Source organism: Alkalihalobacillus sp. BA299 (assembly GCF_017745675.1).
Lineage (GTDB): Bacteria > Bacillota > Bacilli > Bacillales > Bacillaceae_F > Alkalihalobacterium.
Genome location: NZ_JAFLJM010000012.1, coordinates 31,785 through 48,381, shown reverse-complemented (window position 1 = coordinate 48,381; position 16,597 = coordinate 31,785). Strand labels below are relative to the sequence as shown.

The window sequence follows — 16,597 nt, the reverse complement described above, 5'->3', positions numbered from 1 at the left end:
ATTTTTTAACTGAATATTGGGAAAATAATAAGAGGTAGGGTGATATGATGAAGGAAAAACAAAATCATCTCAAGTCTCCAGATTTATTGCCAATACCACATAGTGGTAAAAAGATTGGATCGATTGGGTTCGCGTTTATTTGGATTGGAATGGCGGTCGTATTAGCAGCCTTTGCCATTGGCGGCTCTGGTGTACAAAGTCTTTCACTAGGCTGGGTTGTATTAGCTACCATTATTGGGAGTATTGCTATTGGCTTATGTATGACATTGACTGGTGATATCGGTGTTGAACATGGTTTATCTTTTCCGGTATATATGAGGGCACCATTTGGAACAATTGGTACTCATATTCCTTCCGTTATTCGTGGGTTTGTTGCTGCATGCTGGTTTGGTATTAATACGTACTTCGGTTCAACTGCAATGAATGGTATTTTATTTGTGTTATTTGGTTTTGATAATTGGTTTGTCTGCTTCTTAATATTTGCAACGGTCCAAGTGATTAATACTGCACTAGGAATTAAAGCTGTTGAACGGTTTGCAGACTTAGCTGCACCGATTATTATCATTATTTCAGGCTGGATGTACTTAACGTTATCTGATCAAGCTTTAGCAGAAGGTCGGAACGTTTGGGCATGGGTAGAAAGTCCAGTCACAGGTGGAGCGGCTGTTACGGCATTTATGATTGTCATTATGAGTAATATGGGATTTTGGGGAACACTGGCGGCTGACATGCCATCGATATCGCGGTTTATTAAAGGACCAAAACTAGAGAGAAACTGGGTGAAACGGAATAAATCACAAATTGCTGGAAGTTTAATAGCTCTTCCTATTGTACAAACGTTCATGGTCATTATCGGTGGGGTTTCATACATTGCGGTTTCTAACTATGATCCAGTCGTAGCGCTTCAACAAGCAGCGAGTGGAGTTGTACTAGGGGTACTTTTACTAATGATTGTTTTTGCTCAATGGTCAACAAATATTTCAGCGAATTTAATTCCAGCGGCAACGATTTTTTCGAATATCGGAGGACCAAAAGTTCCTTTCTGGGCAGGTGTAGTCGCTGCTGGTATCATTGGTTGTCTCGTTCAGCCGTGGAGCTTATTTGGTATTATAATTCCAGCATTACTTATTGTAGGTGGAATTTTATCATCCATCGTTGGAATTTTAGTTGCTGACTATTATTTACTTCGTAAGCGTCGAGTCAATGTACCTGATTTATATCGAGAAGAAGGGCAGTACCATTATGCTAGAGGCTTTAATGCAGCAGGCTTTATTGCTTGGGGCTTAGGTGGAGTTGTAGCATACTTTTTACCGAACTATTCGTTTGTTGTCGGGTTTGCTGTTGGTCTAATATCGTATTACTACCTCGCTAAGTATTGGTGGTTTGTGAAATACAAGCAAGCTGAAATTGAAGACCCTAGTGATGAAAAGTATTTAGGTATAACGGTCGGTAGAGATTGGGAAGTAAATGAGAAGGATGAACCGGTAAAGCAAGTTGCACCATAAGCAAGTGTAGAGTAGATTACATTAATATTGTTAGGAGGATAAACATGTCTGAATATCATCAATATATTACAGAAAGGGAGAAAATTGATTTCCTAATTGAACAAGGGTACCGGATCAAAGCAGTCACAGAAAACTTAAGCGGTGCGTTTGTCGAGTTTGAATTAAAAACACCTGATATAACTGGCCGCAAAAATGAGATTGAAAGGTTACACATAATAACGGCCGATGCTAGAAAGTACTTTAGTTCAATTATCATTCAACAAAATAAACGATCAGTAAGCTGAGGTTATTTTTAAGTTAAACTAGCGTAAGGCAGGGGTACTTTCCCCCTGCCTTTTAATTTTCTGAAAATAAAGGAAAATTAAGTTATAAAGTAGAAGTAGTTGGTTACCTTAATTTTTTTTGGCTGAACGGCTATTTTATGTTCAAAACCTTCACGCTATGCGTGAAGAGCCAAGCATCCGCTTGGCTTACGGTCCAAAAGCTAAAAGCAACAATCTTTGAGAAAAGAGCCTATTTTTTCTATTGCAAAGTAGATGGTGTAAAGAGGAAGTGAGTAAATGAAATCATATTTAACGATCAATGAAATACTAAGCAGGAAGCACTTTGAAAATACAGAAGTCATTGCTGGAAAAGACGGTCTGACTAGAAATGTAAAATGGGTTCATGTCGTTGAAGTGATCAATATTAAAAAGCTACTAAATGGACATGAATTGATTCTGACAACTGGGTTAGGATGGAAGGAGAATAAAGCATTATTTCTTTCCTTTCTCGTACAATTAATTGAAAGTAATGCTTCAGGCCTGTGTATTGAAATGGGTACACACACTTCAAACATTCCTCAAGAAGTAATTAATATGGCGAATGAACATCAGTTTCCGGTCATCCTCTTTCATCAAGAAGTAGCCTTTGTTCAAATTACTCAAGATATCCACTCACTATTAATTAATCAACAGTACCAAATGATTTCAGATTTAGAAAGTTACTCTCAGCACTTGAATAAAAAGCTTTTAGAAATTAACCATTATGAAGACATCTTAAAGTTTTTCCAAAAGTTTTTGGACGTACAAGTTGTCGCTTTTTTTGATGATGATACGATATTTGTTCCAGAGTTACCTGTTAGTGAAAGGAGTAGTGTACTAGAGAAAATTGAGATGGCACAACACATTCCTGTTAACTCGATTGCACGTCAGCCTGTCCAAATTTTAGGCAACCAATTTGCTGAGTTGGTCATTCTCACAAAGCATAAAGAGATCAACGAATTTGACTTGCTTATCCTTGATCGTACAACAACGGCTCTTGCACAATATTTGTTACGTGATTTATATGTAGAAGAAAAAAGAAGAATGGAAGAAGCGGAATGGATGACAGATTGGCTTGAAGGTCATCACAGCAATGAAGGTATTAAAGAACATTTAGCATATATAGAGCCGGATCTTAAGTTAAATGGGGGAGTCGTTTGTGCGTGTAAGCTTGATTTAACCGACCCATCATCTACTTTAGATAGGACATACTTTAAGCTATTATTCCGAACGATCTTTGAGCAACAAGGATTTTATGTATTTTCGATTGAGATTAGGCATCATATCATTTTCATTTTAGGCAATAAACGAACGATAAAAACGTGGAAGCCGAGAATGTCTGAAGGCTTTTATCGTTTTAATGCTGCTGAGTATTGTCAAAAATTAAAGGTTTCCTCGATTTCGTTTGGAGTAGGTAAATTTGTAAAACATTTAAGTGAGATACATATGAGCTATATTACTGCCAAAGAAACGCTAGTACTCCAAGATAAGCTTTCGAAAGAGGGGAAAAGCTATTTTTATGATGATTTACATTTGTACCGTATTTTGTCTTTAATTAATAGACATAGCGACCTTCAAGAAATCGTCATGGAGTATTTACAGCCTGTAATAGAGTACGACCAAAAGTATAATGGTAAGTTGATCGAAACGTTGAAAGCTTATTTGGCATGTAATGGTTCAAAACAAGAAACCGCGAAAAAGCTATATGTTGTAAGGCAAACAATGTATCACCGAATTGAAAAGTTAGAGAACCTTCTAGGAGACGATTTCATGAACTCAGAAAAAAGGTTAGCGATAGAATTTATGTTGCTCGCTTATAATTATTTAAATATGACCGAAAGAAATGAACAAATATCGTCGTATGAAATGTAAAGGGTAACTAATCTATTTGAGTGTCAGGCATTGAGGCGAGGTTCCTGACACTCAAGATAAAAATATTTAATGACTACTTGATATGAACAAATCATTGATGGTTTATAGTTATTTGCTTTTAGGTTTGAATGTTTTACAGCATGTTTCTGCTGAATGACCGGCTTTATCTATATGATTTTTTTCGCTTAATTCAGAAGACATTTCTGTATCATATCTAGCATGAGCATCTAGTTCAACCATAATTTTCTCTACTGTACAAATATTCCCTTCCCCGTAAAACGAACAATTTGAAATGGCACAAGAAACTTCTACTTTAGGCATTAATAAATCCTCCTATTATTTTAATCCTTTTCTGCTACTATTTTTCCGCAATCATCTATTTTTACTCTAATAAAAACTAAGCATTTGTAATTTTACTTTTTTAAAGAATAAGAAAGTTACATTTCGAGGATGTCTAGCTACAGCGCCCAGCGTCTAGTGGACTTCGCTCTCCTCCTTACGATAAGTTAACATCAGATCGCTTGCGCTCTCTGTGTTGCCTTTATCTCATACGGAGGGTTCCAGTCCATACGCCGCTGAACGGGCGCTTGCGCTTTTCTTGTCTAGCTGCAGCGCCCAGCGTCTAGTGGACTTCGCTCCCCCTCCTTACGATAAGTTAACATCAGATCGCTTGCGCTCTCTGTGTTGCCTTTATCTCATACGGTGGGGCTCCAGTCCATACGCCGCTGAACGGGCGCTTGCGCTTTTCTTAGCATAAAAATAATTTTTTCATTATTCATTTTGTGGAATTTTCTCACTAAGATATTTGACATTGTGTCTAATGAAGACTTCTTCAAAATGAGAGATAATGGATACAAGAAAATAGATGTTGGAAAAATCAGAAAAATTACAGGAGGCAACGACTATGACAGTAATAAAAAAACAAACGAATGTCTTAAAAAATTACATCAATGGCCAATGGGTGGAAGCAAGTACTACAAATACATTAGATGTGTCCAATCCAGCTACCGGTGAGGTGTTGACTACTGTTCCAGTATCAACGGAGGAAGATGTCAATCAAGCAGTACATGCAGCAAGTGAAGCGTTCCTTACATGGAAAAACACACCTGTACCAAAAAGAGCTCGAATTTTATTTAAATTTCATACGCTACTCTCCGACAATCATGATGAATTAGCAAAGCTCATTGTGCAAGAAAATGGAAAAGCCTTTAAAGAAGCACATGGTGAAGTGCAACGTGGGATTGAATGTGTAGAATTTGCAGCAGGTGCACCAACCTTAATGATGGGAGAAACATTATCAGGGATTGCTGAGGATATTGATTCGGAAATGTTTCGTTATCCATTAGGAGTCATTGGTGGAATTACTCCATTTAACTTTCCGATGATGGTGCCATTATGGATGTTTCCGCTAGCCATTGCTTGTGGGAATACGTTCGTCTTAAAGCCGTCTGAACGAACACCGATGTTAGCTAATAAACTCGCCGAATTGTTTACAAAAGCAGGTGCTCCTGATGGTGTACTCAATGTCGTTCACGGAGCCCATGATGTTGTAAATGGTTTACTTGAACATGAAGATGTGAAAGCGATATCTTTTGTTGGCTCCCAGCCTGTCGCAAAATATGTGTATGAGCGAGCAGCTGCAAATGGTAAACGAGTTCAAGCGCTTTCTGGTGCGAAGAATCATCATATCGTTATGCCCGATGCCGATGTAGAAAAAGCTGTGACTCATATTGTAGCTTCCGCTTATGGTAGTGCAGGACAACGCTGCATGGCTTGTAGTGCAGTTGTTGTTGTTGGTGAGGGGGAAGCCTTTGTAAGCGAGTTAAAAGCGCGGGCTGATGAATTAATCATCGGTAACGGCTTGGATGATGAAGTCCTTTTAACACCCGTCATTCGCAACTCGCATCGAGCTAAAGTTTTAGATTTTATATCAAAGGGTGTCGAAGAAGGTGCGTCCCTTATTCGTGACGGTCGAAAAGAAATGGATGAAATGAAAGAAGGGAATTTCTTAGGTCCTACGATTTTCGATCACGTGACACCAGATATGGTCATCGCTAAAGAAGAAATCTTCGCCCCCGTTATTAGTATGTTAAGGGCTAAAGACTTAGATGAAGGATTAGAATTTATTCGGAAGTCTCGCTATGGAAATGGTGCAACGATCTATACGAAAGATGCAAAAGCGGTCCGAAAATTCCGTGAAGAAGCCGATGCAGGTATGCTTGGAATCAATGTTGGTGTACCGGCGACGATGGCTTTCTTCCCGTTTTCAGGCTGGAAAGATTCTTTTTACGGTGATCTTCATGTGAATGGTAAGGACGGCGTTAACTTTTTCACACGGAAAAAAATGATTACATCTCGATATGATTTTTAAAGGTAGGAGGGAGGAATTACAATGCTAAGTACAAATGAAAATAGTAAAGCACTAGAAAAAGATGAGAAATATATTTGGCATTCGATGAAGCCTTATAATCCTGATGGAACAATGGTTATCACAAAAGCAAAGGGTGCTTGGGTAACAAATCATGATGGTAAGCGATATTTAGATGCGATGTCCGGGTTATGGTGTGTCAATGTAGGTTATGGACGTACGGAACTAGCTGAAGCAGCTTATGAGCAATTAAAGGAATTAGCATATTTTCCATTGACGCAAAGTCATTTGCCCGCGATCAAACTTGGGGAGAAACTAAATGAAATCCTTGGTGATGAGTACGTCATCTTCTTTTCAAATAGTGGTTCAGAAGCAAACGAAACGGCTTTTAAAATCACGAGACAATATCATCAACAAAAAGGTGATTTTAATCGTTATAAATTTATTTCAAGGTATCGTGCGTATCATGGTAATTCAATGGGGGCGTTAGCTGCAACAGGTCAGGCCGAAAGAAAATACAAATATGAACCGTTAGCACCTGGGTTTATTCATGTTCCGCCACCAGATTTATACCGATCGAATGATGCACCAAATTGTCCTCCTGAAGAATTAGAATCCGTCCGAGACATTGATCGTGCAATGACATGGGAGTTAAGCGAAACGATCGCTGGAGTGATTATGGAGCCTATCATTACTGGTGGTGGAGTTCTCATGCCACCTGATGGATATATGTCCGCGGTTAAAGAAGTTTGCGAGAAGCATGGAGCATTGCTGATCGCTGATGAAGTCATATGTGGGTTTGGCCGAACCGGTGAACCGTTCGGGTTTATGAACTATGGGGTCAAGCCAGATATTATTACGATGGCAAAAGGAATCACGAGTGCATACTTGCCATTATCAGCGACAGCAGTTAAACGAGAAATCTATGAAGCTTTTAAAGGAACAGAGGAGTATGACTATTTTAGACATGTCAATACGTTTGGTGGCAGTCCAGCAGCATGTGCTTTAGCATTGAAAAACTTAGAGATAATGGAGAATGAAAATTTATTTGAACGTTCTAAACAGCTAGGAGAGCGATTAAAAAATGACTTAACGAACCTTTTGCAAAATCACCCTTATGTAGGAGATGTTCGTGGGAAAGGTCTACTAATTGGTATCGAACTAGTTGCTGATAAAGAAACGAAGACGCCAATCGATGTTAGTATCGTCAATAAAGTAATTGCTTCATGTAAACAAAGGGGTGTGATTATTGGAAAAAATGGAGCTACAGTTGCAGGTTACAACAATGTGTTAACGATTGCACCACCTTTAAATACGGAAGAGGAAGATTTAGCGTTTTTAGTCAAGACAATAAAAGAAGCACTAAATGAATTGAAAGATGAATAGGTATTAAAGGGGTGTCAGGTACCTTTAGTGAACTAAAAGTACCTGACACCTTTTTTACATCATTTACATAATGAAAAAGGGTGTGTTACACAAGAAAGCGGTTTTGAATATCTTTTCGGTCACCCTTACTTATCCCGAGCTTTTCATATAAATAGGTATCAAAGGAACCATAGTGATCTTCAATTTCTTTAAGGAATGCATATAAATAATCAGGTCTTGCTTCAAGTAAAGCATCTATCGATTTTGGATTAACATCTTTCGTTTTTTCTATAAACTTTTTAGTCAATAATTTTTGTCTTAATTGATCAAGGAATTTGTTTGTATAAGTAAAGTCTTCAATAACAATTTCTTGTGGAACTCCTAATGTCAGTAATATAAGTGAGCTACAAACTCCTGTACGATCTTTTCCAGCAACACAATGTATAACTAGAGGAACACGTTCTTCTTCAAATAACATTTTTAATAACTGAGTATACGTTTCTGTTTGGTGAGCGATTACTTGATTGAGACGCAATAGCATTTCACCTGGTTCACCTAGATTAACTTTTTCTCCATGTAATGATAAATCGCCAACTTGACGAACGTTCGACTTCTCATCATTTTCTGGAATAACGGGTAGATGGATATAATCAACACCAGGAATAATCGGATTCGGTTTAACTTTCGTTTCGATACTCCGTCTTAAATCGCAAATTCTTTTTATTCCTAATTTTTGTAAATGAACGATATCATTTTCTGTTAAGTCATTTAATGCGCCAGACCGAAATAATTTTCCCCACTTTACTTTTCGTCCATCAACGGTTGGATATCCCCCCATATCACGAAAATTAACAGCCCCTTCTAAAGGGATTTCTCTCATACTTTGCTCGTCATGACGTCGTGAATGTAAATTTAATTTGTTCATGGACTTATCTCCTTCACCTGATTTTTATTTGTTATTTTAATATATGTAATCCTTTCCAATGTCCCTATATAAGCATTAATTCACGTAAGCCTCTTTATCTTAACAGATTATTCAGAAAATAATCAAATGGTCAAACTTGATGATAGTTATTAACATATTTTCAAATGGTTATAGACAATAACTGAATCAAATATTTATAAATTCCATAGAGTATTTAAAACATTAATAGGAGGTATACAAGTGTTTGGATACTCTATGGTACAAATGGTGCGCTCTCATAGTCATAAGCTTGACAAACCTTTACGTGAAAAAGTGTTAAATCTATACAAGCCATTTAAATGGACACCATGCTTTCTTCATAAATTTTTTGAAGGGGTAATAAAAGTAAGGAAAAAAATGACGGTTATTATTGAATTTGAAAAGGGATGCTATGAAGAGGGGTGCCATGAAGTAGGACAAATCTTTAGTAATCATTCAGGTTGTAAGATTCGAAAAGGGTTTAACATAGTATCATGCTGTAGTGCAGATATGACACCAATTGCCTTAGAAAAAATCCTTTCGAGCTGTAAACACGTAAGAAAAATTTATTTAAATCGCAAAGTTCACGCTTTACTAGATACTGCTGTTGTAGCATCAAATGCAAAAAATGTGGTTAGGAATGGAACGACGCTGACCGGTAAGGGAGTAACTATTGCTGTAATCGATACAGGAATATACTCTCATCAGGATCTTTCGGGAAGAATAATAGAATTTGTGGACTTTATTAATCAAAAGAGTGAGCCGTACGATGATAATGGGCATGGAACTCATTGCGCCGGAGATGCTCTTGGGGACGGTTCGGCTTCATCAGGAAGGTATAGAGGACCTGCTCCAGAAGCTAACCTTGTTGGTGTAAAAGTATTAAATAAAATAGGGTCTGGCACGTTAGAAACTGTGATGCAGGGCGTTGAATATTGTATTAAATACAATGAAAGTAATTCTGATCGAAAAATCGATATTATAAGTATGTCTTTAGGGGCAACTGCTCAACGATTTGAAAGTGAAAATGATGATCCAATGGTGCAAATTGTAGAGAAAGCGTGGGAGGCTGGAATAGTTGTCTGTGTTGCTGCTGGAAATGAAGGGCCAGAACGGCAAACTATTGCCAGTCCTGGAATCAGTGAACGAGTAATTACCGTTGGAGCGTTGGATGACAGAGAAACAATAGAAAGAATTGATGATGATGTTGCGAGCTTTTCTAGTAGGGGCCCAACGATATATGGAAAGGAAAAACCCGATATTTTAGCTCCAGGTGTTAATATAACTTCACTCCGTTCCCCAAAATCGTATATAGATAAACTTCAAAAAGATAATCGGGTTGGTTCAGAATATATTATCTTATCAGGAACTTCAATGGCAACACCAATTTGTGCTGGGATCGTCGCATTAATATTAGAGCATAATCGAAATGCTACTCCACAACAAGTAAAAGAGTTGTTGAAAAGCGGCACAGATCTATGGAACGATCCAGATAAATACGATAAATATATTTACGGGACTGGTTATATCAATGCCGAAAACTCTATACCACAATAAGTCACCGAAATGAAATGGGTTCCAGGTGAAAAAACGATCCAGATTTTCAAGCGACAGGAAATGTTATGACTGATGGTGAGTTTAAGAAAGAGAGTTCAAACTGTATAAAGCAATCAACCCTATATTTACCAAGGAAAAACACCTTTTCAAATTAGGTTGAAAGGGTGTTTTTTATATGAAAATATATTATTATATTACTTTAGCGAATTAATAAGGTAGTTTAGTATATTGCAATAAAAATTAATTTCAATTATAATTCGAATATAAAAAAGGTTCAAACAATTTGGAAGAATATGGAGGGGTTTATTTGGAGGCTTTTGTAAACTGGCTTAATGGTATTTTATGGAGCAATCCGATGATTTACTTTTGTTTAGGAGTAGGGCTATTATTTTCAATACTTACGCGCTTTTTACAAGTAAGACATATTAAAGATATGGTTTCCTTAATGTTTAGAGGTAAAAGCTCATCCGCTGGTGTTTCTTCTTTCCAGGCGATGTCTATTGCACTATCAGGTCGAGTAGGAACAGGTAACATTGCGGGTACTGCTACTGCCATTGCCTTCGGGGGACCAGGTGCAGTGTTTTGGATGTGGACGATTGCTTTTATAGGAGCATCTAGTGCATTCGTTGAATCGACTTTAGCACAGGTTTACAAAGAGAAACAAAATGGATTATATCGTGGTGGACCAGCTTATTATATTGAAAAAGGGATAGGCTGGAAATGGTATGCAGTTATTTTTGCGATTGCTACACTTCTTGCAATGAGTTTATTAATGCCAGGGATTCAATCCAATTCAATCGCAGTTGCGGTAGATAATGCGTTCTCTATTAATCCGTATATTACTGCATCTATCTTAATCGTTATTATTGGTGTTATTATTTTTGGTGGGGTAAAAAGGATTGCAAACGTAGCACAGCTAGTCGTTCCGTTTATGGCAATTGCTTATATTTTACTCGCATTTGTAATCATCGGGGCAAATATTACTCAACTACCAGCGGTTATTTCTTTAATTGTAAGTAGTGCTTTTGGTGCTGATGCTGCATTTGGTGGAATCATTGGATTAGCCATTGCTTGGGGAGTTAAGCGTGGTATTTACTCGAATGAAGCAGGTCAAGGAACTGGACCACACGCGGCAGCGGCTGCAGAAGTTTCTCATCCAGCGAAACAAGGGTTAGTACAAGCTTTCTCTGTTTATATTGATACTTTACTCGTATGTTCGGCAACAGCCTTTATGATCCTTTTTACAGGTATGTATAATGTTGTCGATGATGCTGGAAATACAATTGTAAATTATATTGGAGAAGTTCCTGCAGGGGCTGGTTATACGCAAGCGGCAATTGAATCGGTTATTCCTGGTTTTGGGGCAGCATTCGTGGCCATTGCTTTATTTTTCTTCGCATTTACTACAATTATGGCGTATTATTATATGGCGGAAACAAACATTGCCTATTTAATAAGAGGCAAATTTAATAAAACAGGAATGTTTTTATTAAAAGTTATTCTCCTTGCTGCGGTATTTTTCGGAGCGGTTCGTGAGGCTGACCTTGCTTGGGCATTAGGTGATGTTGGTTTAGGATTGATGGTTTGGTTAAACCTAATTGCGATCCTCATTCTTGCCAAACCAGCATTAAGAGTACTCAAAGACTACGAAGAACAGAAAAAACAAGGCATTGATCCAGTCTTTGATCCTGTCAAGCTAGATATTAAAAATGCTGATTTCTGGGAGCATGAATATAACAAGGATAAAGATAAAATGTCGAGTTAAGCTTCATTACCATAATGGAATATAGCTACAATGAAGAGCTACGGTATTTCCAAAAAGAAAACCGTAGCTTTTTGTGTTTATTCGTATTTGATTTAGTATTAAAAAGACACGGATTCGTTCGTACCTAAGGAAGGAAACGTAAGATGAGAATAAATAAATTTATTAGCTTAACCGGCAGATGTTCTAGACGAGAAACGAATCGGCTAATTGATGCCAGAAGAATCACTATTAATGATAGAGTTTGCGAACATGGCGATACAGTTGAATGCACAGACATCGTATGCATTGATGGGCAACAAATTAAAATGAGGGTTAACCATAAAAAAATATATATTGTATTTAACAAACCTGTCGGAATTACCTGTACAGCACAGCCGTTAGTAGAAGGCAATATTATTGACTTTATTAACTACCCCGAGAGAATTTTTCCGGTTGGACGACTCGATAAAGCATCTGAAGGCTTAATGTTGTTAACTGATGATGGAGATATCGTTAATAAAATAATGCGAGCTGAACATAATCACGAAAAAGAATATATAGTCACAGTAGATAAACCAATTACTGAAAATTTTTTATATGGAATGTCAACTGGGATAGAAATTCTCGGTACAAAAACAAAGCCATGCAAAGTGTCACGGGTCAATGATTACGTGATTCGAATTATTCTCACTCAAGGGCTTAACCGTCAAATTAGGAGAATGTGTAAGGTGTTTGGCTATGAAGTTGAACGTCTAGAGCGGGTTCGAATTATGAATATAACTCTTGAATCACTAGAAACAGGTGAATGGCGCGATTTAAGTGAAAGTGAACTTAAAGAATTAATGACGATGTTATAGAAATACAAAAAGTGAGTAGGCATCTATATAAACACCCCGCTTTTTTCTGTGAAAATAGCAGGGTGTTTATACCATTAAATACTTTCTTTTACATTTATTTTATATTGCTGGATGATACGTGCGTCATATATAAATGGGCCAAATGGGATAACGGATGCAAGAACTGCACCGATAAAACGTGGTGATGACCACCGGTATTTGACTGTCACATATAAAGCGATTCCTACATAAAGCATAAATAAAACACCATGTGCCATTCCAATCACAGTGACAAACTGTGGAATATCTGCCATGTATTTTAAAGGCATAGCTATACCCAAAAGTAAAATAAATGACCAGCCTTCTAATATACCGATATTTCGAAACCATTTAAGCGGTGTGTCTAACATCTAAGAGAACCTCCCATTAAAAATATAAACAAGTTTAACACTGTAATTATAACAATAACTATGCGAGTATAAAAACAACAATATTGTGAAACAAAAAAGTCAACGATATACAGATAACGTTAAAAGGTATAAATGCAATCTAAACATATAATTAATGGCTGTATTCGTAAACTTTGTTGCTTTTGGACCGTTTTTTGAAAATAAAATAGCCTTTTCAAGACAAATTCATTTGTCTAAACGGCTATTTTATTTTCAAAACCTTCACGCTATGCGTGAAGAGCCAAGCATACACTTGGCTTACGGTCCAAAAGCTAAAAGCAACAATCTTTGAGAAAAGAGCCTAATTAATATACTTCCTGCCTTCAGTAAATGGAAGGTCAGGAAGCATTATAAAGTGGTTGAAAAATTATTTTTAATTTTTACTAGTGAAGTAATTGGTAAATGATCCGAAGCTTCTCTAAATGTAGTGATGACGTCAGAGTATATGACCTCAATTTTATCATTTACAAAAATATAGTCGAGTTGCATTTTGGGTTTCCTGGAAGGGAAAGTTCGGAGCTCTTTTTGTATGCGTTTATTACATGAATTGTTATAGTAATGAGCTATTTTGTTGTAATCTCTAGAAAAAGGCCTACAATTGAAATCTCCCATTAAGAAAGTAGGGAGTTCTTTTGATGACAGTTCCAACACTTTATTCATCTGTACTTTTCGTAATAAAGGATGAAGGCTAAAGTGAGTAACAAGAGCTTTTACATGTCTATGATTCATTTGAATGGAAGCTTCAATAATCGATCGTGGCTCACATAGAAATGGGCGTAGGCGAACGATGTGAGCTTCAGATTTTAATATAGGGAACCTCGATAATAAGGCGTTCCCATACTCTCGTCGTTCTACTTTTCGTGATCGAATAGATATGGCTGGAGCAAACACATACTCCATTTGTAGTTGTTCTGCTATCCAACTTGCTTGGTCAATAAAATGACTGCGCTTTGAAAACGATTTGTCGACTTCATTCAACCCAATTATATCAGCATCACTTTGCTTCAGAATTTTAGTGATTCTATGTAAGTTAAAACGACGATCTGTTCCGAGTCCGTGCCGGATATTAAATGATAGAACTTTAAGTTTAAATGTAGCTCGCCTCCTTAGTCTTTTAACTTCTATTTTTACCGAGACTAGCTAGGTTTAGACATAACGTTTTTTAAAAAGGTGTAAATGATCAATAATGATAGCGTACAGTTAAATACTATGTCGTTTTGGTGAAATAGCTACCTTAATCGGTAGGTCTACCTAAATGTCAGCTATAATAATGATAATTGAAGAAGGGCATACTAATATAGGTTATTTGGACAATGAGGTGGACTATGTTGCAGTTTAAGCAAGACATACTAAAGGAAGCTGAGAAATTTATATATATCTGTTATAGAGAACTAGGTAAGAGTACGGAGCAAATAGAAGCAAGATTACAAGAGGTTCGAAAAAGTATTGAAAAGACTGGCCATTATGATCATACATATGAAGAACTAGAACACGGAGCAAGAATAGCATGGAGAAATAGTAACAGGTGTATTGGTCGACTTTTTTGGGACAGCCTTCACGTGATAGATGAAAGACGTGCTGAAACCGCAGAACAAGTTGCTGAGGCTTTAAACCGACATATTACATATGGCACAAATGGTGGAAAGATTCTTCCGACCATAACAGTGTTCAAGCCAGTAATCTGCGGTGAAGAACAAGTTAGAATATGGAATTATCAACTTATACGATACGCAGGTTATACTACTGAATTCGGTAGTATCGGTGACCCAGCTTCTATATCGTTTACAAAGTATTGTACTAAGTTAGGGTGGAAAGGAGAAGGAACACATTTTGATATTTTGCCGTACGTCATACAAATGAAAAGGGGCGTTCCGCAATGGTTTGACATTCCAAAAGACATCGTTTTAGAAGTACCAATCGTTCACCCTGAACTAGATGCTTTTTCAAAATTTCAATTAAAGTGGTATGGTGTTCCCTTTGTGTCTGAAATGAGGCTTGAAATAGGCGGTCTGCATTATACGGCAGCCCCATTTAATGGTTGGTATATGGGTACTGAAATTGGAGCAAGAAATTTAGCAGATGAAGATCGTTATAATATATTGCCAAAAATCGCATCACTAATGGAATTAGATACAAGTCGAGCATCGACATTATGGAAAGATAAAGCGTTAGTTGAGTTAAATGTTGCAGTTCTTCATTCTTTTAAAGAGAAAGGAGTTAGTATTGTAGACCATCATACGGCAGCGAATCAATTTCAACATTTTGAGACAAAAGAGAATCGCTGCGGACGTTCGTTAACAGGAGACTGGACATGGTTAATACCGCCAGTATCGCCAGCAACAACGCATGTATTTCATAAAGCATATGAAAATGAAACGATTACTCCAAATTATTTTTATCAAGAAAAACGGTATGAATAAAATAAGAATTTGAATTACGTTATTATAGCTATCACGAAATAAATATTTTTAAAAAACACGAGAATAGGAGCAATGTTCTCGTGTTTTTGATTACTTTTCAAATTGAACGGTATAAATTTTTTTACAAAAATCATAGTGTTCAAAAGTTATACAATCTTACCTGGAATGTTTCAGATTAATTTGCATATAACCCGTTCGAACCTCATATAGTTTCATAAAGTAGAATACGAGGAGGAAACATATGACTTTGTTTGAAGGGTTCGTTGTGGTATTCGTTGTATTATTTTTCTCCATTTTCTTTGGTTTTATGGTGTTAGGTAACAGAATAGCTCATGCCATAGAAAGGCTAACTGCTAGAGAGGCTACTAAACTACTATCTGAGATTGATGAAAAAATGAATAAATAACAATGTGGGTGACTTAACAGTTAGGTATCAGGCACCTTTTACACAAAATATAGTTGCTATTATAACAACTATATTTTGTGTAAAACGGGAGCGCAGACTTTTATGAGTTACCCTCATTTTTATGGTAGAATATGTTCTATAGTAAGGAGGGAGTTTGATAATTATGGAACAGGTGATTTATAAAGCGCATTTTGTCCACCCGTTGACAGATGTGCCGCTTATTATTCTATACAATAATGTTACTGGTCTTATATCATTTGAGAGAGATGAAGAAGTGATTAAGGTTATTACTTCAATGAAGGAGCTCCTACCGCAAGAAGTACTAACAGAGGAAAAATTATCAAAAGCTGATCATATTTGTCAGTCTGCATATCCAGCTGATTCACTGGATGAAGTAATTGAGCTTTTAGCAACAATTGGAATTAATACGAATAATATTCAATTTCAAAAAATATTGTTGCATTAATTAATCGTTTCGAATAAGAAAATAAACGATTAACCCTAAGACTGGGAAAAATAAAGTCCCTATTAAAACAATGACAGCATATTCCTTACTGTTGCCTTTACTTATAGCATCTCTGTAGGCCCAGATACTAGTAAATATGTTTAAAAGAAACAGTCCAACTACAAAAAAAATAATAAAACTGAATACAGCTAAAATATCCATATTATATTCTCCTTTACATAATTATGTATATATAATATATTACCAGAACTTATATGACTAGTTGTTTGTAGTATTACACTATGCAATAGTCCATTATTAATAATCAAACGTACTTACTACCATAACCATATAAAAAAGCTGTGCGAGTAGGAAATAATCCTAG

Annotated in this window: 16 protein-coding genes; 11 read left to right on the top strand and 5 right to left on the bottom strand. The window is 36.7% G+C overall.

The window, feature by feature from the left end; all coding sequences use genetic code 11:
• Positions 1 to 47: 47 nt before the first annotated feature.
• From J0N78_RS15900 to J0N78_RS15890, 3 genes are all read left to right on the top strand, one after another.
• A complete protein-coding gene (locus tag J0N78_RS15900; protein ID WP_209124099.1) occupies positions 48 to 1,505 on the top strand; it encodes an NCS1 family transporter in 1,458 nt (485 codons plus the stop codon).
• A 44-nt stretch (positions 1,506 to 1,549) separates the two neighbouring features.
• Positions 1,550 to 1,789, top strand: coding sequence for a hypothetical protein (locus J0N78_RS15895; protein ID WP_209124098.1), 240 nt, complete (start codon positions 1,550 to 1,552; stop codon positions 1,787 to 1,789).
• 276 nt (positions 1,790 to 2,065) lie between these two features.
• Positions 2,066 to 3,679, top strand: coding sequence for a PucR family transcriptional regulator (locus J0N78_RS15890; protein WP_209124097.1), 1,614 nt, complete (start codon positions 2,066 to 2,068; stop codon positions 3,677 to 3,679).
• Between the two features lie 108 nt (positions 3,680 to 3,787).
• Here J0N78_RS15890 and J0N78_RS15885 read toward each other — a convergent pair whose 3' ends face one another.
• Positions 3,788 to 4,000: a DUF1540 domain-containing protein gene (locus tag J0N78_RS15885; RefSeq protein WP_209124096.1), complete on the bottom strand. Its 213-nt coding sequence runs from the start codon at positions 3,998 to 4,000 to the stop codon at positions 3,788 to 3,790.
• Between the two features lie 583 nt (positions 4,001 to 4,583).
• On the opposite strand from J0N78_RS15885, the gene J0N78_RS15880 reads away from it, so the two are divergent.
• On the top strand, positions 4,584 to 6,050 hold the full coding sequence (locus J0N78_RS15880; RefSeq protein ID WP_209124095.1) for a CoA-acylating methylmalonate-semialdehyde dehydrogenase: 1,467 nt from the start codon (positions 4,584 to 4,586) through the stop codon (positions 6,048 to 6,050).
• A gap of 21 nt (positions 6,051 to 6,071) precedes the next feature.
• Positions 6,072 to 7,433, top strand: coding sequence for an aspartate aminotransferase family protein (locus J0N78_RS15875; RefSeq protein ID WP_209124094.1), 1,362 nt, complete (start codon positions 6,072 to 6,074; stop codon positions 7,431 to 7,433).
• A gap of 85 nt (positions 7,434 to 7,518) precedes the next feature.
• Here the strand turns inward: J0N78_RS15875 and J0N78_RS15870 are convergent, their stop codons facing one another.
• Complete coding sequence (locus J0N78_RS15870) at positions 7,519 to 8,337, bottom strand: tyrosine-protein phosphatase (RefSeq protein WP_209124093.1); 819 nt, start codon at positions 8,335 to 8,337, stop codon at positions 7,519 to 7,521.
• A 240-nt stretch (positions 8,338 to 8,577) separates the two neighbouring features.
• Here J0N78_RS15870 and J0N78_RS15865 point away from each other — a divergent pair, with 240 nt between their 5' ends.
• The 3 genes from J0N78_RS15865 to J0N78_RS15855 all read left to right on the top strand — a co-directional run bounded on the left by J0N78_RS15865 (position 8,578) and on the right by J0N78_RS15855 (position 12,513).
• Positions 8,578 to 9,912 (top strand): S8 family peptidase, encoded by a 1,335-nt coding sequence (locus J0N78_RS15865; RefSeq protein ID WP_209124092.1) that lies wholly within the window; start codon positions 8,578 to 8,580, stop codon positions 9,910 to 9,912.
• A 355-nt stretch (positions 9,913 to 10,267) separates the two neighbouring features.
• Positions 10,268 to 11,677, top strand: a complete 1,410-nt coding sequence (locus J0N78_RS15860; protein WP_374193921.1) for an alanine/glycine:cation symporter family protein — start codon at positions 10,268 to 10,270, stop codon at positions 11,675 to 11,677.
• 143 nt (positions 11,678 to 11,820) lie between these two features.
• Positions 11,821 to 12,513: a pseudouridine synthase gene (locus J0N78_RS15855; protein WP_209124090.1), complete on the top strand. Its 693-nt coding sequence runs from the start codon at positions 11,821 to 11,823 to the stop codon at positions 12,511 to 12,513.
• Positions 12,514 to 12,587: 74 nt separating this feature from the next.
• Here J0N78_RS15855 and J0N78_RS15850 read toward each other — a convergent pair whose 3' ends face one another.
• Both J0N78_RS15850 and J0N78_RS15845 read right to left on the bottom strand, forming a co-directional pair.
• Positions 12,588 to 12,902: a DUF3817 domain-containing protein gene (locus J0N78_RS15850; RefSeq protein WP_209124089.1), complete on the bottom strand. Its 315-nt coding sequence runs from the start codon at positions 12,900 to 12,902 to the stop codon at positions 12,588 to 12,590.
• 387 nt (positions 12,903 to 13,289) lie between these two features.
• Complete coding sequence (locus J0N78_RS15845) at positions 13,290 to 14,006, bottom strand: endonuclease/exonuclease/phosphatase family protein (RefSeq protein WP_307794957.1); 717 nt, start codon at positions 14,004 to 14,006, stop codon at positions 13,290 to 13,292.
• Between the two features lie 260 nt (positions 14,007 to 14,266).
• On the opposite strand from J0N78_RS15845, the gene J0N78_RS15840 reads away from it, so the two are divergent.
• The 3 genes from J0N78_RS15840 to J0N78_RS15830 all read left to right on the top strand — a co-directional run bounded on the left by J0N78_RS15840 (position 14,267) and on the right by J0N78_RS15830 (position 16,233).
• Complete coding sequence (locus J0N78_RS15840) at positions 14,267 to 15,361, top strand: nitric oxide synthase oxygenase (protein ID WP_280637236.1); 1,095 nt, start codon at positions 14,267 to 14,269, stop codon at positions 15,359 to 15,361.
• A gap of 241 nt (positions 15,362 to 15,602) precedes the next feature.
• The gene (locus J0N78_RS15835; protein WP_209124087.1) at positions 15,603 to 15,767 is read left to right on the top strand and encodes a hypothetical protein; all 165 of its coding nucleotides are present in this window, start codon (positions 15,603 to 15,605) and stop codon (positions 15,765 to 15,767) included.
• Positions 15,768 to 15,930: 163 nt separating this feature from the next.
• Positions 15,931 to 16,233, top strand: a complete 303-nt coding sequence (locus J0N78_RS15830; protein ID WP_209124086.1) for a hypothetical protein — start codon at positions 15,931 to 15,933, stop codon at positions 16,231 to 16,233.
• Here the strand turns inward: J0N78_RS15830 and J0N78_RS15825 are convergent, their stop codons facing one another.
• A complete protein-coding gene (locus J0N78_RS15825; RefSeq protein ID WP_209124085.1) occupies positions 16,234 to 16,434 on the bottom strand; it encodes a PLDc N-terminal domain-containing protein in 201 nt (66 codons plus the stop codon).
• Positions 16,435 to 16,597: the final 163 nt, after the last annotated feature.